This window comes from Streptomyces sp. NPDC031554 (genome assembly GCF_055580685.1).
Map to the genome: position 1 here is coordinate 31602 of NZ_JBVIKX010000015.1, position 19667 is coordinate 51268.

At 74.1% G+C, this 19667-nt stretch carries 15 protein-coding genes and 1 pseudogene; 8 read left to right on the top strand and 8 right to left on the bottom strand.

Annotated features, from left to right (window positions below):
* Positions 1-23: 23 nt before the first annotated feature.
* Positions 24-191: pseudogene (locus ACZ5FU_RS30485) on the top strand (3-dehydroquinate synthase family protein); the annotation flags it as partial.
* A 133-nt stretch (positions 192-324) separates the two neighbouring features.
* Entirely contained in the window at positions 325-489 is a 165-nt protein-coding gene (locus ACZ5FU_RS30490) for a hypothetical protein (protein WP_451525833.1), read from the top strand.
* Between the two features lie 94 nt (positions 490-583).
* Here the strand turns inward: ACZ5FU_RS30490 and ACZ5FU_RS30495 are convergent, their stop codons facing one another.
* A complete protein-coding gene (locus ACZ5FU_RS30495) occupies positions 584-1204 on the bottom strand; it encodes an NADPH-dependent FMN reductase (protein ID WP_451779252.1) in 621 nt (206 codons plus the stop codon).
* A 206-nt stretch (positions 1205-1410) separates the two neighbouring features.
* Between ACZ5FU_RS30495 and ACZ5FU_RS30500 the strand changes: the two genes are divergently transcribed.
* Complete coding sequence (locus ACZ5FU_RS30500) at positions 1411-2412, top strand: acetamidase/formamidase family protein (RefSeq protein WP_451525835.1); 1002 nt, start codon at positions 1411-1413, stop codon at positions 2410-2412.
* Between the two features lie 191 nt (positions 2413-2603).
* On the opposite strand, the gene ACZ5FU_RS30505 is transcribed toward ACZ5FU_RS30500, so the two are convergent.
* Positions 2604-3626, bottom strand: a complete 1023-nt coding sequence (locus ACZ5FU_RS30505; RefSeq protein WP_451525836.1) for an NADPH:quinone reductase — start codon at positions 3624-3626, stop codon at positions 2604-2606.
* Positions 3627-3813: 187 nt separating this feature from the next.
* On the opposite strand from ACZ5FU_RS30505, the gene ACZ5FU_RS30510 reads away from it, so the two are divergent.
* The gene (locus ACZ5FU_RS30510) at positions 3814-5010 is read left to right on the top strand and encodes a cytochrome P450 (protein WP_451525837.1); all 1197 of its coding nucleotides are present in this window, start codon (positions 3814-3816) and stop codon (positions 5008-5010) included.
* 218 nt (positions 5011-5228) lie between these two features.
* Here the strand turns inward: ACZ5FU_RS30510 and mhpA are convergent, their stop codons facing one another.
* Entirely contained in the window at positions 5229-6854 is a 1626-nt protein-coding gene (gene mhpA / locus ACZ5FU_RS30515) for a bifunctional 3-(3-hydroxy-phenyl)propionate/3-hydroxycinnamic acid hydroxylase MhpA (protein ID WP_468835013.1), read from the bottom strand.
* A gap of 565 nt (positions 6855-7419) precedes the next feature.
* Between mhpA and ACZ5FU_RS30520 the strand changes: the two genes are divergently transcribed.
* Entirely contained in the window at positions 7420-8754 is a 1335-nt protein-coding gene (locus ACZ5FU_RS30520) for a helix-turn-helix transcriptional regulator (protein WP_469047478.1), read from the top strand.
* Between the two features lie 33 nt (positions 8755-8787).
* Here the strand turns inward: ACZ5FU_RS30520 and ACZ5FU_RS30525 are convergent, their stop codons facing one another.
* Genes ACZ5FU_RS30525 through ACZ5FU_RS30540 form a run of 4 tightly spaced genes read right to left on the bottom strand, consistent with a single transcriptional unit; the run spans position 8788 to position 12672 of the window.
* Positions 8788-9759, bottom strand: a complete 972-nt coding sequence (locus ACZ5FU_RS30525) for an ROK family protein (protein WP_451525840.1) — start codon at positions 9757-9759, stop codon at positions 8788-8790.
* On the bottom strand, positions 9756-10421 hold the full coding sequence (locus tag ACZ5FU_RS30530; protein WP_468642155.1) for an HAD-IA family hydrolase: 666 nt from the start codon (positions 10419-10421) through the stop codon (positions 9756-9758). The genes ACZ5FU_RS30525 and ACZ5FU_RS30530 overlap by 4 nt, the downstream gene beginning before the upstream one ends.
* Positions 10418-11515: a Gfo/Idh/MocA family protein gene (locus ACZ5FU_RS30535; RefSeq protein ID WP_451779250.1), complete on the bottom strand. Its 1098-nt coding sequence runs from the start codon at positions 11513-11515 to the stop codon at positions 10418-10420. The genes ACZ5FU_RS30530 and ACZ5FU_RS30535 overlap by 4 nt, the downstream gene beginning before the upstream one ends.
* Positions 11512-12672, bottom strand: coding sequence for a DegT/DnrJ/EryC1/StrS family aminotransferase (locus tag ACZ5FU_RS30540; protein WP_451525843.1), 1161 nt, complete (start codon positions 12670-12672; stop codon positions 11512-11514). Before ACZ5FU_RS30540 ends, ACZ5FU_RS30535 begins: the two co-directional genes overlap by 4 nt.
* Positions 12673-13088: 416 nt before the next feature.
* Here ACZ5FU_RS30540 and ACZ5FU_RS30545 point away from each other — a divergent pair, with 416 nt between their 5' ends.
* Both ACZ5FU_RS30545 and ACZ5FU_RS30550 read left to right on the top strand, forming a co-directional pair.
* The gene (locus ACZ5FU_RS30545) at positions 13089-14318 is read left to right on the top strand and encodes a cytochrome P450 (RefSeq protein WP_451525844.1); all 1230 of its coding nucleotides are present in this window, start codon (positions 13089-13091) and stop codon (positions 14316-14318) included.
* A 6-nt stretch (positions 14319-14324) separates the two neighbouring features.
* The gene (locus ACZ5FU_RS30550) at positions 14325-15560 is read left to right on the top strand and encodes a CaiB/BaiF CoA transferase family protein (RefSeq protein WP_451525845.1); all 1236 of its coding nucleotides are present in this window, start codon (positions 14325-14327) and stop codon (positions 15558-15560) included.
* Between the two features lie 719 nt (positions 15561-16279).
* Here the strand turns inward: ACZ5FU_RS30550 and ACZ5FU_RS30555 are convergent.
* Complete coding sequence (locus tag ACZ5FU_RS30555) at positions 16280-17602, bottom strand: helix-turn-helix transcriptional regulator (protein WP_468835009.1); 1323 nt, start codon at positions 17600-17602, stop codon at positions 16280-16282.
* 697 nt (positions 17603-18299) lie between these two features.
* On the opposite strand from ACZ5FU_RS30555, the gene ACZ5FU_RS30560 reads away from it, so the two are divergent.
* Positions 18300-19604: a 3-deoxy-7-phosphoheptulonate synthase class II gene (locus tag ACZ5FU_RS30560; protein ID WP_468835006.1), complete on the top strand. Its 1305-nt coding sequence runs from the start codon at positions 18300-18302 to the stop codon at positions 19602-19604.
* Positions 19605-19667 lie beyond the last annotated feature (63 nt).

Consider the following 19667-nt stretch of genomic DNA (forward strand, 5'->3'; position numbering starts at 1 on the left):
TCGCCGAGCGGATCGCCGCGAGTGTGACCCTGAAGGCGAGGACCGTCGAGCAGGACGAGCGCGACACCGGCCTCCGGCACGTCCGCGACCACGGCCACACCCTGGGGCACGCGCCGGAGGTGACCACCGGTTTCGCGCCGCGGCACGGTGAGGCCGTCGCCGTCGGCACCGTGTTCGCGGGTCTGCTCGCCGGAGAGCTGGGCCGGATCACCCCGGACCGGGTGGCCGAGCACCGGGCCGTGGTGGAGCACCGGGCCGTGGTGGAGCACCACGGCCTGCCCGCGGCCCTGCCGACCGGGCCCGCCACCGAGGCCGGTCCGGGTGATGCGCCGGGACGAGAAGGCGGTGAACGGGCCGGCCTTCGTCCTGGACGGCCCGCGGGGAGCGGAGCGGTTCGCCGGCGTCGCCGAGGGCGTCGTGACGCGCGTCCTGGAGCGGATGCCGCGCCGCCCGACGGCAGGGCTGCTGCGGGCCGCCGCGCGGGCCTGACACCCGGCGAAGGGCGGGCCCGGCACACCGGTGGGGCTCCCGGCCGAGCCGGGAGCCCCACCGGGCGGACGGGACGGTCAGCCGTACGGGCCGCTCACGGCCGGGGCTGGATGAACGGCAGCAACGGGGTGACCGCGTGCCGCCCGGCCTCCTCCTTGACGGCCTGCCGGAGGGCGGTGAGCTGGACGTCCACGAGCCGGCGGGTCCGCGGGTCCGTGAGGACGGTCGTGACCCCGCCGTCCTCGGCCTCGACGTCCTCCATCTTCGCCGGGGCCTCGCTGAGGTGCACCCACGGGCCGCTGATCACGAACGCGTGGCAGTTGTGCAGCACGCGGCCCAGATCGCTGAGGGCGTTGCGGCCGAGGCCGGCGCCGGGCGTGGCCACCATGGTGACGACGCATTTGCCCAGCAGAGCGGAGGTCGCCATCGGACGGGAGGCCCAGTCGATGGCGTTCTTGAGCACGCCCGGAATGGAGCCGTTGTACTCCGGGCTGGCGATGACCAGGCCGTCCGCCTCGGCGATCGCCGTGCGCAGCCGGTGCACCGGCCGCGGGCAGTCCGCGACGTCGAGGTCCTGGTCGTAGGGGGGAACCTCACCGAGGCCGTCGAAGAGTTCGATCTCCATTCCCTCGGGTGCCAGTGGGGGAAGTGCACGCAGCAGCCGCGTGTTGAACGAGTCCTGACGCAGTGACCCGGAAATGGCGAGAATGCGCAACGGAAAAGCTCCCTGTGGTGTTTTTGAAATCGCCTCACCGTAACAGTGGTCCTGTCGGGGCATGGGCCTTTTTTGGCCGCATTGGTGAGCTCTTTGCAGAATCGCTCCGGCGTCCCCCGCGAGCCATCCGTCAGGTTGGTAGTTCTCGGCTGCGTGGCTCGAAAAGCCTTGCTGGGAGGGCGGTTCGCTGTCTAGCTTCAGTCGGCATGACGACGTATACGGTGGAATCCTCGCACAAAACGGTGCGTTCCGGAATCCTTGATCCGAAGGCGCCGCCCGCCGCCACGATCGAATCCGGTGACGAGGTCGACTATCCGAATACTTGGACGAACTGGCAGAACGAGATGAAATTCGGCATGTCGTTCGCCGAGCGCGCACGTCTGCGGGAGCAGTACCCGGGCTGTCCCTTCCAGTTGATCGGGCCGGTGGAAATGGCCGGTTCCCGGCCCGGAGACGTGATCGAGTGCCGGCTGGTGCGGCTGCGGCTCGCCGACTGGGGGTGCAACGTCTTCCCCACCGGTGCGGGGGCGCTCCCGCACGACTTCGACGAGCCGTACACGCACTACTTCCGGTTCGACGAGACCCGGACCCGCGCCGACTACGTGCGGGGCATCTCGTTCGACCTGGCGCCGTTCCTCGGCATCGTCGCGGTCGAGCCGGCCGGCGACGACCCGGTCAGCGCGCTTCCGGCCGGCGCCCACGGCGGCAACCTGTCGCTGCGCGAACTCACCGTCGGCTCGTCCCTGTTCCTGCCGGTGGCCAAGCCCGGCGGCCGGATCTGGGTGGGCGACGTGCACGCCCTGCAGGGGGACGGCCTCGTGGACCAGACGGCGATCAAGTCCACCGCGGAGGAGCTGCGGATGCGCTACGACCTGCACCGTGACGTCGGACTGACCCGGCCGCTGGCCGAGACCGACACCCACTGGATCGGCCTCGGCTTCGCCGACAACCTCGACGACGCCCTGATCGACTGCGTCCGCGGCATGATCAGCTGGATCGGTGCCGCGACCGGCGTCGGCGCCGCCGAGGCGTACGCGCTGTGCAGCATCTCGGCGAGCTTCCGCGTCACCCAGTACGCCGACCAGCGCGGCGCCCCGCACGTCGGTCTCGACGGACCGCCGAAGGGTGTGCACGGCCTGCTGCCGAAGGACGTCTTCCCGGCGGAGCTGCGGTCGCGCGTCGACCGGTGGCTGCGCCCGGACAGCTGACGGGCCGACGGCTCCACCGCCCGACAGCCCGACAGCCCGACAGCCCGGCGGCTTCGTCGACCGGCGGCCCGGGGTCCCGGCGGCCGACAGCTCGGCCGACCGGCGGCCCGGCGGCCGACAGCTCCGCCGACCCGGTGGCCGACCGCCCGACCGCCCGACCGCCCGACCGCCCGGGCGGCGAGGGCCGCCTCTCAGCCGAGGCCGATCAGGACCTTGCCGGTCACCCCGTTCTCGACCGCGTCGTGGGCGTCGCCGGTGCGGTCGAGCGGGTAGCGGTGGAGCGGCAGCCCCGCGTCCTCGCCCACGCTCAGGGCCCCGTCCGCGACCGCCGCGGTCACGTCCGCCACGGCGGCGTCCTTCTCCCCGGGCGACAGCGTCAGCGCCAGCACGAACTGGTAGCGCAGGTTCCGGCCCATCAGCAGCCGGGTGGGCAGCCGCACCTCGCCGTCGCCCTCGGTCCCGTAGGCGGCGACCGTGCCGCCCGGGGCGAGCACCTCGAGATCGAGGCCGAGGTTCGCGGACGGGGCCACCTCGACGATCAGGTCCACCCCCGCGGGCGCCACCGCGCGGACGTCCGCCGCGGCGCCGTCCGACCGGTGGTGCACCACGTGCCCGGCACCCGCGGCGCGCGCCAGCTTCTCCTTCTCCGGGCTGCCGACCGTCGCGATCACCGTCGCGCCGCTCCACGCCGCGAGCTGGACCGCCGCGTGGCCGACGCCGCCCGCGCCGCCCGCCACCAGCACGGTGCTCCCGGCCAGCGCGCCCGGCCCGAGTCCGGCCGGCGCGTGCCGGCCCGAGGTCAGGCACCGGTGCGCCGCCAGCGCGGGCAGCCCGATGCTCGCGCCCAGTTCCAGCGAGGCGCCCGGGGGCAGTGCCACCGCCTGACGGGACGGCAGCACCACGAACTCGGCGGCGGTGCCCCGCGGACGCCGCCACGCCGCCTCCCACATCCACACCCGCTGTCCCACGCGCTCCGCGGCGACACCGGGGCCGACGGCCTCGATCACCCCGCTGCCGTCGTGATGGGGGGTCACCTCGGGGTACATCAGGCGTCCGTCGGCGTGACCGAACCGGCGGCACTTCCAGTCGGTGGCGTTCACCCCCGAGATCGCCACCCGGACCCGGACCTCGCCGGGACCGGGCTCCGGCACCGGCCGGTCGGCCAGTTCGAGGACCTCCCGGTTTCCCACCGACGCGTAGACGATCGCCTTCACTGGCACTCCTTCGACAGGGAGCCGCTGTGGAACCGGAAGCCGTCCCACGGCCGCGAGGCTAACCGCCGCGGATCCGGCGCCACAGCGCTTCCCGCGATGCCTGTCAAGGTGAGGGATGGCGGGGCGTCCGGGGATCACTAACGTCGCTTCGGTCCGCCGGTTCCGCCCGGCCTGAGGAGGATGTCGTATGGCAGCGCCCATCACCTACCAGCAACTCGTGGACCGGACCGACCACTTCGCCCCGCCGGCGGTGCTGACCGCGGCGGCGCCGTTGTCCCGGATGCTCTACCCGGACGGGCACGTCGGCTGGCTGGCCACCGGGCTCGAGGTGGCCAAGGAGGTGCTGAGCAGTCCCGCGTTCAGCCACAACTTCCACTCGGCGCACTTCCCGATGCTGAAGAAGGGGGAGCCGTTCCCCTCCATGCCCGTCATCCCGGGCATGTTCATCCACATGGACCCGCCCGAGCACACGCGCTACCGCGGCATGCTCACCGCCGAGTTCGGCACGCGCCGGATGGCCGCGCTCGCCCCGCGCGTCGAGGAGATCGCGGCCGGGCAGCTGGAGGCCCTGCGCGCCCAGGGCTCGCCCGCCGACCTGCTGCCCGCCTACATCCGGCCGCTGGTGCTGCGGGTGCTCTGCGAGGTCGTCGGCGTCCCCTACGAGGACGCCCCCACCCTGGCCGCGCTGGCGGACACCGCCAACGACGACGACGTCCCGCTGGAGGACGAGTTCGCCGCCGAGAAGCGGGCGTTCTTCCTCACCCGCGACCTGGTCGAGCGGGCCAGGACCTCGCCCGGGGACGACGTCCTGGGACGGCTGACGGCGGTCGAGGGACTCTCCGACCGCGAGATCACCAACATGCTGCTGGTGGTGTTCGTCGCCGGCTTCGCCACCTGCGAGGGAGCCGTGGCGGCCGCGGCACTCGCCCTGCTCCACCACGGCGAACAGCTCGCGGTCTTCCGCGCCGCGGCGGAATCGGGCAAGGGCACCGAACAGGCGGTCGAGGAACTGCTGCGCCACACCACCGTGAACCAGTACCAGATCTTCCGCACGGCACTGCAGGACACCCACCTGCACGGCGAACTGGTCCGCGAGGGGGACACGGTGACCGTCTCGCTGCCGGCGGCGAACCGCGACCCGGCCCAGTTCGGCTGCCCCGCGCAGCTGGACCTCGACCGGCAGGACGCCTCCGGTCACATCGCGTTCGGCTACGGCGCCCACGCCTGCGTCGGTCAGCGCCTCGGACGCGCCGTGCTGGGCACCGCGCTGGAGACGCTCGTGCGGGGGCTGCCGGAACTGACCCTGGACGCGCCGCTGGAGGACATCCCGCTGCGGGCCCGCACCCCCGTGCTGAGCGTGGGCAGGCTGCCCGTGCGCTGGTAGCCCGGCGCTCGACCCGTACGACGCCCGGCCGGTGGAACCGCGCCGGGCGTCCGCCGTACGCGGTCCCGCAGGGTGACGGCACCGGGCGTCCGGCGCGCGGCCCGGCACCGCGGTGTCACCGGCGCGTGGACACGACCGGCACGGCTCTCGGGCAGGCGTCCGGTACGCCCCCTTCCGGCAGGGGCGGCCCGCGGCCCCGGTCGCGGCCGCCGGCCCGGTCAGCGAGCGTGTGCGACCGGGGCGCCCCGCAGCTGCGCGCGCAGCTCGTCGACGAGGGCCGCGGCGTCGCCCGGCCCGGCGGTGCCGAACACGTGGTGGTCGGGACGGACCAGGACGCTCGCCGCACCGAACCGTTCGAGACAGGCGTGGTAGACGCCGTCGACGTCCCGCACCTCACCCGGCCCGGCCGGTGAGCCGGGCGGCACCAGACGTGCCACGCGTGTTCCGAGACCGGCCAGGAACGCCCGCTGGTCCTCGCTCAGCCCGGCCGGGTCCTCCGTGGTGATCAGGACGAAGCCGGTGCCGACGAGCTGGTCGAAGCGGCCCCGCGCGCCGTCGGTCTCCACCGTGCCGGCGATCATGACCTCACCGGCACCACCGCACCCCTGCCCGGCGGGCCGCAGCAGCCCCTGGGTCAGCGGCTCGGCGGCCGGCGGGCCCTGCGGCCCACGGCCGGCGCCGTTGGCCAGGATCGCCGCGTCCCGGTCGGCCGCCGCCGCCGGGTCGGTCACACAGATCACCCGGCCCAGCTTGACCGACGCGGTGATCGAGGCCTTGGCCTGCGGGCGGCGTTCGAGCGTGTAGGTGTCGAGCAGACGCTCCGGCGCCCGGTCCGTCAGCACCAGGTCGAGCTTCCAGGCGAGGTTGACGACGTCCCGGACGCCGGCGCACATGCCCTGCCCGGCGAACGGGGGCATCAGGTGGGCGGCGTCCCCGGCGAGGAAGACCCGGCCCGAACGCCACCGGTCGGCCCACAGGGCGCGGAACCGGTAGGTGGTGCTGCGCAGCAGCGTGGCCGTCGCCGGGGTGACCCCGTGCGGGGCGAGCAGGCGCCAGGCGGCCTCGGGGGTGTCCAGCTCCGCGGCGCTCTCGCCCGGCAGGCGCATGAACTCCCAGCGGCGGCGTCCCGGCCCGCTGCCGACCATCGTCGTGGGGCGAGCCGGGTCGCACAGCTGCACGTTCGTCGGGACGAACGCGCGGGGGGTGTGGAGCCGGACGTCGCAGAGCAGCCACTCGTAGGAGAAGCCGAGGTCGGTGACGGACACGCCGACGCGTTCGCGCACGAAGCTGTTGGCGCCGTCGCAGCCCACCAGCCACCGGGCGGTGAACGTGCGTGTCGCGCCGTCCTCGCGGACCGCGGTCGCGGTGACGCCCGAGGGCGTCTGGGCGATGTCCACCACGCGGTGGCCGGTGTGCGTCTCGACGTCCGGGAGCGTCGCCAGCCGCTTCGCGAGCAGCTCTTCGAGCGCCGGCTGGTGCATCGTGCTGGCGTCCGGCCAGCCGTACCGGCCGGTGCGGCCGAAGACGATGTCGAGCAGGGGCCGGCCGTGGGCGTCACGCCACTGGTAGCCGGTCGCCGGCTCGGAGATCGCGGCCAGGCCGTCGCCGATGCCGGTGGCCGCGAGCAGGCGCGCGGTCTCGCCGTCGAAGCTCGTCGCACGGGGCAGCGGATAGGGCTCCGGCCGGCGCTCGAGGACGCACACCCGGTGGCGGCGGTCGGCCAGCAGGGCGGCGAGCACGGCGCCCACCGGCCCCCGGCCGACGACGATGACGTCGGCGTCCGGGGCGCCGGGGGCGCCGGGGGTGTCCGGGCGGGATGCGGACGGATGAGGTGTGCCGGGCATGTCCAGAGGCCTCCGTACCGCGACAGGTGATGCGGGGGGCAACGGCTTCGGAACGCTACCGGCGGCCCGCGTGGCGTTGTCAAGGCTCCACGGGGAAGGTCGTGGCACGACTGTCAGGCTGGGGGATGCTGGGGCCGCCGCGGGCGGCGTAGCCTGACGGCGGCGCACGAGACCGGTGTAGGCACCAGCGAAGGGGGGGGAAGCGACGTCGAGAAGCCAGGGAAGACGCCCCTGCCCCCGACGCGTCGGACAGTGAGGTCCGGCGCGGTCTGCCGCTGTGACGGTGACGCGGACCGGGCGGTCACCGGACGCTGACCGGGGCGCGGTCGTGAAGGAGACGTCGCCGGTCGGCCACCCGCTCCGGCGTCCGGGCCGCACCGACGCGTGCCCGCCGGCCGAATCGATTCACCACACCCACACGTGCGCCTTCACGGAGCGCACCGCACCTCACCGGTGACTCCGCGGAATCTTCCCACGAGGAACGGGCCGCGGTCCAGCCGGTTTTGACGCGGCGTCAGGACTTGGCGCCGGGCCCACCGCACAGTCCGTCGAATTGGGGGTTTCTATGATCGAGCAAGCACGCGAACTGGATGCCGGTGAGGAATCGTCACTGCCGGCCTGCGTCGTGCTCGACTGCGTCACCGCCGAAATCCTGACCCGCGCCCACGGACGCTGGCAGGACGGCAGCCTCAGGGGAGCCATCACCCTCGCCGAGGAGGCGGTCGGGGCGGACTGCGGCCGCTGCGGCAGGTACTGCTCCGTCTACGCGAGTCTGCTGCTGACCCTGTTCCTGGTGGGCATCCGCCACGTGGAGGAGGCGGCGGACCTGCAGAGCCGGCTCCTCGCGTCGCCGGAGGTGCAGGAGGACCCCCAACTCGTCGCGAGTTCCACGCTCGTGGGGGCGAAGGTGGCACTGGCCGCCGGGGACTACGCGACCGCGGCCGCCCTCGCCGAACAGGGTCTGCGGCTCGCGGACGAGACCGGCCAGACCGCCTGGACCCCGATCGGGAACCTGGTGCTGGCCACGACGGCCCTGCGCCGGGGCGACATGTCCGCCGCGCTGCACTACAGCGGCAAGCTCGAGGAGGGCGCGGTGTTCGGCCGGGAGATGTTCCCGATCGGACAGCCCGCGTGGGCCGTCGTGCAGCTCAGCGAAGCGGGCAAGGGGCGCGACAAGGCCGCGGCCCTCGCCCGGGAACTGCTCGAGTCCGAGACGTTCACACGCCGCCTGCTGGTGGCGGAACCCGCGGCGGTGCCCTGGCTGGTCCGGCTGCTGCTCCGGGTCGGCGAGCCCGGCCCCGCCCGCACGGGGGTCCGCTTCGCCGAGCGGCTCGCGGCCGAGAACCCGGACGTCGACTCGGTCGCCGCCGCCGCACTGCACGCCGCCGCGCTGCTGGAGGGCGACCTCGACAAGCTGCGGCGCGCCGCGGAGACCCACACCGATCCGTGGGCCCGCGCCTCGGTGCTGGAGGACATCGGCGTCCGGCTCTGCGAAGGACGGCAGGAGGCCCCGGAGGCGGCGGGGCACTTCGAGCGCGCGATGCACGCCTACACCCGGATGGGATCGCTGCGCGACTCGTCCCGGGTCATGAGCCGGCTGCGGGGCATCAACGCCAGCCCGCGCTCGCGGGAGAGGTGCCGGCCGCGCAGCGGCGTCCGGGGCCTGACCGACACGGAGTACGCCGTGGCGAAGCTGGTCTCCCAGGGGCTGACCAACGGCGAGACGGCGGAACAGCTGTTCCTGTCCCGGCACACCGTCGCCTTCCACCTGCGCAAGGTGTTCCAGAAGGTCGGGGTCAAGTCCCGGCTCGAACTGGCCGTCATCTGGAGCGAGATCGACACCGGCCCCCTGGGCCCGGCCGTCGAAGCCGGGCCCGTACCGAGTTACAGCCGGACCTGACGCACCGTCACCCTGCGTGCGCGCCCGTCCCGCTCAGCCGGGTGGAGCCGGGCTCGCCAGGGCGGTGGCGCGCGCCGGGTCCCGCCCCAGGACCCGGGCGAGGGCCACGGCCCCGTACAGCGACGTGAGCCCGCCCCGGCACGACGCCCGCACCGGTGGCGCGTGCACGCCGGGCCGGGCCAGGGCGTGCACATGGTGCGCCACCGTGTCGACGAAGCCGGGCAGCCCGTCGGCGAATCCGCCGCCCACGACCACCAGCGCGGGGTGCATCAGCTCCCGGACGCCGGTGACCGCGAGCGCGATCCGGTGACAGGTGCGGTCCACGGCCTGCACGGCCCACGGCTCCCGGTGCACGAGGCCCTCCCGCAGTCGCCGGTACGTCACCTCGGCGCCACGCAGCCGGCTCGCCCGGGCCAGGGTGGCCGGGCCGGAGGCGGTGGACTGCAGACAGCCCCGCCGGCCGCACCGGCAGGACGGACCGTCCGGATCGGTCACCACGTGACCGAACTCGAAGGAGCCGCGGCCGAGGCCGGGGAGCGGGCCCGCCCCGGAGGTGAGGCCGCCCCCGACGCCGGTCCCGATCCCGACGTACAGCACGTCGGCGCAGCCGGTCGCCTCCGCCTCCGCCAGCGCGGCCAGGTCTCCGTCGTCGGCCCAGCCGACCGGTGTGTCCGGGAACAGCTCGGCCATCGCGCCGCGGACGTCCAGGCCGATCCACTCGGGCCGGCTCGGCCAGACCACCACGCGGTCGTCCGGGCCGACGGTGGCGGGCAGCGCGATGCCCACGGCGGCGAACCCGCCCGGAACCTCCCGGTGCAGCAGGCGGACCTCGGCGGCGAGCCGGGCCAGGTCGGAGGCGACACCGCGGCCGTGCCAGCGCGCGACGCGCTCACGGACCTCCCCGCCCGGTATCTCCGCGCGCAGGGCCACCTTGGTGCCGCCGATGTCCAGGCCGAGCCAGGCCGCCGGCGCCCGGGAGCGGGCGGCCGCGGAGGACGGGCTCATCCCAGGCCGCCGACCGGAGCCGGGGGACACCAGGCCAGCAGATCCGCGGGAGACTTCAGGAGCAGGTCGGGCCCGGCGTCCAGCAGACCGCCCTCGTCGACCGTCGCCCAGGTCGCCCCGGCGGAGGTGACGCCCGCGCCCCGGGCGCTGTGGACGTCCGCGGGAGCGTCCCCCACCATGATCGTCTCCTCGGCCCGGACGTCGAGCAGCCGCAGGGCCCGCAGCACGATGTCCGGCGCCGGCTTGGGGCGCGCGACCTCGTCGGACCCGATCACATGGTCGAAGAACCCGGCGATGCCCAGGGTCTCCAGCAGCGAGCGGGCCCGCACCCCGGCCTTCCCGGTGGCCACGGCGAGCCCCAGCCCGCGGGCCCGCAGGGTCCCCAGCAGGTCCACGATCCCGTCGACCACCGGGACCTGGTCGGCCAGCCGGTAGCTCTCGCGGACGAACGGCTCCTCCATCTCCAGGGGCAGTCCCATGATGCGCATGATCTCCGGGAAGTACCGGCCCTGGTACCGCTGGTACTCCGCGAACGGCGCGGGGCCGTCACCGACCACCTCGGCGTACGCGGCGGTGAAGGCCCTTCCCATCACCTCGTGGCTGTCGACGAGGACGCCGTCGAGGTCGAAGATCACCGCGCTGCGTGGCGCGACGGTCGTCATCTCTCACCTGCCTTGGACTCGGCCGGCCCGGCCGGCACCAGGGACGTGGCCGCGGCAGCGTAGATCGCTTCGACGACCGTGACGATTCGGCGGGCACCCTCGATCGCCCGGCCCCGGGACGAGGGCGCGGACAGCAGTGAGCTCAGGGTGGAGAGCTGACGGTCGTACTCGGCGCCGACCGGTTGCGCGGGCACCCGTACGTCCTCGGCCTCTCCCGCCCGCACGAGGGTGATCCCGGGCCGCGGTACGCGCCGGGGGCTGAACCCGAAGGTGCAGCGCAGGGTCGCGGTCCCGGCGGTGCCCTCGACCCGGACCGTGGTGACGTCGTGCGTCGCGCCGGGCGAGGCCCAGCCGGCCCGCAGCCCGACGGACAGGCCGCCCCCGGCGACCAGGAAGGCCCGCACGGTGTCCTCGACGTCGGCGGTGACGCCCGGGGCCGGCGGGTCGTCGCGCCAGGCCGCCGTCCAGGCTGCGTCGTTCACGTGGTCGTCCGTCGTGACCGCCGCGACCTGGTCGAACGTCAGCGGGCCGACGACCGCGTCGAGCACGTCGAGGAGGTGCCAGCCCAGGTCGAACAGGACACCGCCGCCCGCCCGCGAGCGGTGGGTGAACCAGCCTCCGGCCCGTGGCACCCCGCGGGCCCGGATCCAGGACAGGTCGACGTTGCGGACCCGGCCGAGCGAGGGGACCAGCCGGGCCAGTTCGGCGACGTCGGCCCGGTACCGGGAGGCGCTGCCCGCCAGCAGGGTCGCGCCCCCTCGCCGTTCCGCGTCGGCGAGGACCGCGGCCTCGCCGGCGGAGAGACACACCGGCTTCTCCACGAACGTGGCCAGCCCGCGCAGCAGGAGGTCCCGGGCCACCGGGGCGTGGGCGTGGTTGGGGACGGCGACGACGGCGAGGTCGGCCCGCCCGGTGTCGAAGGCCTCGGGGTCCGCGAACGCGGGGCGTCCGGTCGCGGCGGTGAAAGCCGCCCGGCGCGCCGGATCGGGGTCGGCGGCGGCCACGACGTCGTAGCCGTCGTGGGCCGACAGCCGCGGGAGCCAGATCTCCCGGCCGGACCAGCCGAGTCCGACCAGGAACGTGCGTACGGTCATCCGGCGCGCACCAGCTCGGCCACGATGGCGGCGGCGTCCGTCAGCGCCGGTACGGAGCCGAGCAGCGTCCGGTGGTGCAGCCAGACGCAGTCCGCGCTGATCGCCTCGGCGTTCGGGCACCGCGCGGCCACCTCGTCCACCGTCTCGTCCGGGGCGCCGGCCTCCCAGAAGGCGTCGGTCCGGTAGATCGCGCGGAACGCCGCGAACGCCGGGAGCCCCGCCTCCACCAGCCGGTCCACCAGGGCGTTGCGCCGTTCCTCGGACCAGCCGGGCAGCCGGAACATGGCCATGTAGTGGGGGTTGCGGTCGGTGCGGTCGTCGTCGGCCTGCGGCTGGACGCCGGGAATGCCGGCCAGCAGCGCGGACAGCACCGGCCACCGCTCCTCACGAACCGTGATCTGACCGTCCAGACGGGCGAGCTGGGCGCGCAGCACCGCGGCCGAGAACTCGTTGAGCCGCATGTTGGTGCCGGCCACCCGGTGCAGGTAGTGGCGGTCGGTGGGGGGACGGCCGCAGGAGTGCCGCAGGAACGCCCTCTCGTACATCTCCTCGTCGGGGAAGAGGAGGGCGCCGCCCTCGCCGGCGGTCATCAGCTTGCCGTTCTGGAAGCTGAACGCGGCGACCGAGCCCAGTTCGCCGACCCTGCGGCCACGCCACCGCGCCCCGTGCGCGTGCGCCGCGTCCTGGAGCAGCGCCACGCCGGCGTCGGCGGCGAGCTTGTCCAGCCCGTCCATGTCCGCCATCAGTCCGGCCATGTGCACGGGCATGATCACCTTGGTGCGCGGGGTGACGGCCGCGGCCGCCGCGGCGACGTCGATGCAGTACGTCCCGGGGTCCACGTCCACGGGCACGCTGACCGCGCCGAGCCGCTGCACCGCCTGCGAGGACGAGATGAAGGTGAACGCGGGGACGATCACCTCGTCGCCCGGGCCGACACCCATGGCCTGCAGGGCGAGTTCCAGCGCATGCGTTCCGTTGGTGACGGCCAGCGCGTGCCGGGCACCGTGGTACTCGGCGAACTCCTCCTCGAAGGCGGTCACTTCACCGCCTCCCATGCGCCACCACTGGCCCTGCGCCAGCGCACGTTCGAGAGCCTCGCGTTCGCTGTCGTCGAACTGTGGCCAGGCCGGGAAGGTCGGTGCGGGCCGGGGATCCATGCTGACTGCTCTCCTCTTGTCTCCCGCCCGCGACGGTGGGTTCCCTCCGAGCAGCCTCGGCCGTCCACCGTGGAGAGGGTCCGTGTCCTGCGCCGTCTCGCGGACCGTCCCGGAGAATTCCGCAGGGCGTCCGCAGGCGAGGTGATCGAGTGTCGCCCCACCGTAGGCAGCCGGTCGCGGCCGTCGCATCGCACGACCTGGTAGTACCCGGCCGGGGACCACCGCGGCGGGGCGCGGACCGTCCGTACGGCGGCCTCGCGGGGGAGTGCGCACTACCCGGGTGGAGGATGCCGGGGCGTCCGCCGCGAGCCTACGGTGGCGGGCGGGCGGCGGTGATCCGCGCCGGGACGGGCCACCGGCCCGGCGGCGCGCGGAGGCCGCCGCTCTCCCACCCCCGCCGTGGAAGGGCCCGGATCATGACCCGCCCCGTCGTCAGCCCCGATGAGCTCGACTCCCTGGACTTCGCCGACCCCCGGCTGCACGCCGAGCGGGACCTCACCGAGGTGTGGCGTCACCTGCGGGAGCAGCGGCCGTTCCACTGGCAGCCCCCGCGGGAGGACCGTCCGGGCTTCTGGGTGCTCAGCCGCCACGCCGACGCGATGGCCGTCTACCGCGACAAGGAGCACTTCACCACCGAACGCGGGAACGCCCTGGAGAACCTCCTGATCGGAGGCGACCCGGCGGCCGGCTCCATGCTCGCGGTCACCGACGGCCACAAGCACACCCAGTTGCGCAACGTCCTCAACGCCGCGTTCGCGCCGAAGACGCTCGCCCGGATCCGCCACGCCCTGCGCCGCAGCATCGACGACCTCCTCGCCGTCGCCCTGGAGAAGGGCGAGTGCGACTTCGTCCGCGACGTGTCGGCGAGCATCCCGCTGGGCGCCATCTGCGCCCTCCTGGGCGTCCCGGAGTCCGACCACCAGTACCTGCTGGAGCGCACCTCGCACGCCTGGAGCTCCGACGAGGCCGACGCCTCCCCGGAGGCGACCTGGCAGGCGAAGAGCGAACTCCTGCTGTACTTCTCCGACGTGGCCGCGACACGGCGCGGCTCCGACGGCGACGACGTGATCAGCCTGCTGGCCAACTCCCTCGTCGACGGCTGCCCGATCAGCGACCGCGACCTGATGGCCAACTGCTACGGGCTGATCATCGGCGGCGACGAGACCGGACGGCACGCGATCTCGAGCGGTCTGAAGACGCTGATCGAGCACCCGGAGCAGTGGCGAGCGCTCAAGGACGGCGCGGTCGGGCTCACGACCGCCGCCGACGAGGTGCTGCGCTGGACCGTCCCGTCGCTGCACAGCGGCCGGACGGCCACCGCCGACACCGAGGTGAACGGCCGGCCGATCGCGGAGGGCGACATCGTCACCGTGTGGACCCCCTCGGTCAACCGCGACGCCGAGGTGTTCGCGGACCCGGACCGCTTCACCCTGGACCGCCGCCCGAACAAGCATCTGACGTTCGCCTTCGGCTCCCACATCTGCCTGGGGCACAACCTGGCGCGGATCGAGGTGGAGGAGGTGCTCGACGCCCTGCGCACCCTGGTGTCCTCGGCCGAGCAGACCGGTCCCGAGGAGTGGATCTACTCGAGCATCCTGCACGGCATGAGTTCCCTGCCGGTGGCGCTCACGCCCGAGGGGCGGTGACGCCGGATGCCCCGCACCCAGCCGCCCGCGGGCGCCGCCCTGCCGCTCGCGGGCGTCACCGTGGTCGCCGTCGAGCAGGCGGTGGCGGCGCCGCTGGCCACCCGCCACATGGCCGACCTCGGCGCCCGCGTGATCAAGGTGGAACGCCCCGACGGCGGGGACTTCGCGCGCAGTTACGACACCAGTGTGGGCGGACTGGCCAGCCATTTCGTCTGGCTCAACAGGGGCAAGGAATCGGTCGCCCTCGACCTGAAGTCGCCCGGCGGGCGCCGGGTCCTGGCCGAGCTCGTCGCCACCGCCGACGTCTTCCTGCAGAACCTCGCCCCGGGCGCGGCCGCGCGCCTCGGCTTCGGGGCGGCGGGGCTGCGGGCCCGACACCCGCGACTGGTGACCGTCGACATGTCGGGGTACGGGAACACCGGCCCCTACCGGGACAAACGGGCCTACGACATGCTCATCCAGTGCGAGGCGGGCCTGGTCTCGGTGACCGGGACCGCGGACCGTCCGGCGAAGGCGGGCATCCCCGCCTCCGACATCGCGGCGGGCATGTACGCCCTCTCCGCGACCCTCGCAGCCCTGGTGGGGCGAGGGGTGAGCGGTGAGGGCGCCGCGCTGGAGATCTCCATGCTGGAGGCGGCCAGCGAATGGATGGGGTACCAGATCCACCATGCCCAGGGCACCGGGATCTCGCCCGGCCGCATGGGCCTGTCGCATCCCAGCGTGGCGCCCTACGACGCGTTTCCCACGGCCGACGGCGCGGAGGTGGTCATCGGCGTGCAGAACGACCGGGAGTGGGCGAGGCTCGCGGAGGAGTTCCTGGGCCGGCCCGACCTCGCGACCGACCCGGCCTGGGCGACGAACGTGGCCCGGGTGCGGCACCGGGACGAGGTGGACGCGCTGGTCGCCGAGCACACCTCGGCGACGGCCGCGGACCTGCTGGTGGCCCGCCTGGACGCCATCGGCATCGCGTGCGCCCGCGTCAACGAGGTCGCCGACGTGCTGGACCATCCGCAGCTGGCCGCGCGCCGGCGCTGGCGTCCGGTGGAGACCCCCGGCGGCACCGTGCGCGGACTGCTGCCGCCGTTCACCGTCGACGGAGTGGAGCTGCCGATGGGGCCGGTCCCGGCACTCGGCGAGCACACCGAACCGGTGCTGCGCGAGCTGGGCTACTCCGCCGCGGACATCGCCGGCCTGCGGCGCCACGGGTCGCTCTCCCGCACACCGGAGAACTCCCCGGCCTGAGCAGGGGGCGGTCCGGGCGCGCACGGGCGGCACGGCAGGCCCCACCGGCGACGTGCCCGCCCGACCGTGGCATCGGCCGCCGTCGGCCCGCCCGACCGTGGCACCTGCCGTCGTCCGCCCGACCGTGGCACCGGCCGCCGTCCGGCGGGCCGTGGCACCGGCCGCCGGACCAGGGGCACCGGCCGTCCGCTCCGGCCGCGGGGGAAGGGCGTTGTCCGGGACCCCCGGTGCGAGGCGCCGCGTACCCCCGCTCCACAGGGCGCCGTCGCCGTCGGTCCCAGGCGGGGGCGTTTCGGCCGGGCCCTGTCGTCACCTTCCCGCCGTCCGGCCGGAGGCGGGCCTCGCGACGTCGGGCGCCGGGGCGTGCTCGGCCCTTCGCGTCCGATCGGCGCGCCGTCGGATCGGCGTGCGGCGTCCGGTGCCGGGCGCGCCTCCCCCACCGTTCGGGCCGCGGGGGAGCGTCACGGGGCGGAGGACCACCCGCGCACGGGACGTACGCGGGTGGTCCGGCGACGCGTCGAGGTGCCGTGCCGGGCGTCGCGCGCCCGGCGGGAACGGTCGGACACGCCCCGGTGGTCCGAGCCGAGGATCTCCGGGTGGTTCTCGCGAGCCGCACGGTGTGCGGGAGGCCGGCCTCCCGCACACCGTGCCGGACCCGGCGGCCGCACGGCAGCCGGTCGACGGCCGCCCGTCCGTCCGAGGACTTCCGGCTCAGGACGCTAGGAGCACAGCCGGGGCCGGCCCGGCGCGACGGTGCCCGTCGTGTGCTCGCGCATCCCCAGCTCGTTCCAGGCGCTCGCCAGTTGCACGCGGGACTCCACACCCAGCTTGCGGAAGATCTTCCGCAGGTGGAACGCGATGGTGTGCGGCGACAGGAAGAGCTGGCCGGCGGTCTGCCCGTTGGTGAAGCCCTGGGCGACCAGGTGCGCGACGGCGTACTCGGTGTCGGTCAGCTCCGGGATCTCCCGCCTGCGCTGATGTCTCCCCACCACGCCGCCGTCCGCGGCGCTGTGGTGCAGCTGGGACTCGACGCGCGAGGCGTCGCGCCACGCCCCGGTCCGCGTGTAGGCGTCCAGCGCCTGCTGGAGGTCACGCGTCGGGGCGGCCCGGTCGTCGGCACCGCGGGCGAGCATGACGGCGATGTCCTCGTCGGCCGACGCCTTCGCCCAGGGGTCGACGTGCGACTCGGCGGCGAGCCGGAGCTTGCCGAGGTCCTCGTCGTACAGTCCGGCGGCGTGGGCGGCGGTCGCCTGCAGGGAACGGAAGTGGGGGTTCTCGGAGGCCAGCTGCTGACAGATGCGGACGCCGTGTCGCGCCAGCTGCTTGCGGCCGCCCTTCATCATGAGCCGGACGAGCCAGGGCAGCGCCGCGGGTTCGGCGATCGAGAGCTGGCGCACGACCCCGTCCGCGGCGAGCAGCTCGGCGCCCAGCGGTACGGCGTTGCGTCGGCCCTTCTGCGCCTCGGCGATCTGGATCACGGCCCAGGCGGCCTGGCCGACGTGCACCATCTCCCGCTGGAAGACGGTGTCCTCCTTCAGTTTCTGCGCGTAGCGGACGGCCGTGGACAGGTGGCCCTGGCGCAGTGCGCACTGCGCCAGCACGAAGTGTCCGAGCGGCGTCCAGGCCTTGAGGCCGGACCGTTCGGCTTCCTCGAGTCCGGCGGTGGCGAGCTTGGCGGCCTTCCCGAAGGCACCGGTGGTGAGGACGACCTCGGACCGGGCGAGTGTCGCGACGGCGGTCAGCCGGTCGTCGCCGTGCGCCTGGACGAGGGGGTCGACGGTCTCCAGCACGGCCTGTGCGTGATCCGTCCTCCGTACCTGTGCGAGCAGGAGGCTCAGGACGAACGCGGCCTCCGCGCGGCAGGGACTGTCCGTCCCGCATCCGTCGTGCAGCGCCTGTTCGGCGATGCCGATGCCGTCGTCCAGCCGGCCGTCGCGCCAGGAGCGCCGGGCCGACGAGACGAAGGGGGCGCTACGGCACGACGATGCCGCGCATTTCAGTGGGGATGCCGTCGAACGGGGAGTGACGCAATCGGCTAACATGCTGTTTTGCAAAGCAAACCCCCGCCTACGCCATTCGAACTCCGACATGCCCGGCCGAGTCTAGGAGCGGCTTCTCGCGGTTGTCAACGGCGGCTATTCGGGATGGTAATTCGACCCGAAAGGGCGACCTTATGGCATGAGAAAGTTGACGGATTCTTTGCCGGCTCTTGTTTGACTTGTGGCCCGCGAGGGGCTCGACAGGGTGCGTGGTTGTCGAATGTTTGCGCGAGGTGCGACCTGGGCACGCAGGTGAACTGGGGCGATCCGATGATCCAGGTGCTCGCGTCCAGGACTGTCAGGTCGTGCGGTTGTGAGGGAAGTGGGTGTGGGTGAATCTTGCGGCCGGGGTCGTGATCGCATCCGGCGGCCGGTTTCCGTCGTGCGGAGAGGTGGGCATGGGAGCCATTCATTCGTCGACCGGAATGAATCTTGGAATTCTTGGCGAACGTGAACCTGAATTGCGCGGCCGAGGGGGCGTCGGCGATATGGATAAAATGGCTTCGGTCGAAGTGGCGGAAAAAGGACGGGAAGTGATTTCGGTCCGGTGGGAACGGACGGCGACACCTGCCGGACGGGCCTCGGCCGGATTCCCGCCGCCGGGCGCCCGCCACCCCAGCCGCTCCGGCCGCTCCGGCCGCTCCGGCCACGCAGGACTCACGACCGCGACACCGCACGACGCCGTGTCTCCGCGACGCCGATGATGCACCTGGGTCCGCCGGAGGACGGCCCGGCCCCGCTGCCGCTCGCGGCCGCGCTCACCCGGCCCACGGCGCAACAGCCCGACTGGCCGGATCCGGCGGACGTGCGGACCGTCCGCGCGGTGCTGCGTACGGCGCCGCCGCTCGTCCTGCCCGCCGAGGCCGACCGCCTCACGGCCCGGCTCGCCGAAGTGGCGCGGGGTGAGGCCTTCGTCCTCCAGGGCGGGGACTGCGCCGAGACCTTCGCCGACACCACCGAGTCGCATCTGAGCGGGAACCTCGACCTGCTGGCCCGCATGGCCGCCGTCCTCACCCGCGCGGGCGGCCTGCCCGTGGTCCGGCTGGCCCGGATGGCGGGGCAGTACGCCAAGCCCCGTTCCGCCGCGGTGGACGCCCACGGGCTGCCCGTCTACCGCGGTGACATGGTCAACGGCCTCGCCGCGACCCCGGCGGAGCGGGCGCCCGACCCGGACCGGATGCTCCGGGCCCACGCCACCTCGGCGGTCGCGATGAACTTCCTGCGGGGCCGGGCGGGCAGCGAGGTCTTCACCGGCCACGAGGCGCTGGTGCTCGACTACGAGCGCGCGCTGCTGCGGCCGGGGCCGCCCGGCGAGCGCCGGCCCTACAGCGGCTCGGGACACTTCCTGTGGATCGGGGAGCGGACGCGCCGGCTCGACGGCGCCCACATCGGGTTCGCCGAACTGCTGGCCAACCCCGTCGGAGTGAAACTGGGCCCCACGACCACGCCGGAGGAGGCCGTCGAGTACGTGCGGCGGCTGGACCCGGACGGAGTGCCGGGCCGGCTGACGCTGGTGAGCCGGATGGGACACCGGCGGGTGCGCGACGTGCTGCCGCCGATCGTGGAGAAGGTGACCGCGCTGGGACACCAGGTGGTCTGGCAGTGCGACCCCATGCACGGCAACACCTTCGTCGCGCCGACCGGCCACAAGACCCGGCACGTCGACCACGTCCTCGACGAACTCACCGGGTACTTCGAGGTGCACCGGCAGCTCGACACCCACCCCGGCGGCGCCCATCTGGAACTGACCGGGGACGACGTCACCGAGTGCCTGGGCGCGGGCGTCGGCGAGGCGGACCTGCCGCACCGTTACGAGAGCGCGTGCGACCCCCGTCTGAACGACCGTCAGGCGATGGAGGTGGCCGCGCTCCTGGCGGAGCTGATCCGCCCGGCACCCCGCGCCGGGGGAGCGGCCTGCCACCGGCTCGGGCTCCTGACGGGGTGTCCGCAGGCCGCCTGGACCGATCGGCCTCACGGGCCTCACCCCGGATCGGGTGACCGGTGACGTCGTGCCCGCCGGCAGGCGGGTCTCCGGCGTCGTGCGCGCCGCCGTGCCCGCCGCGATCGT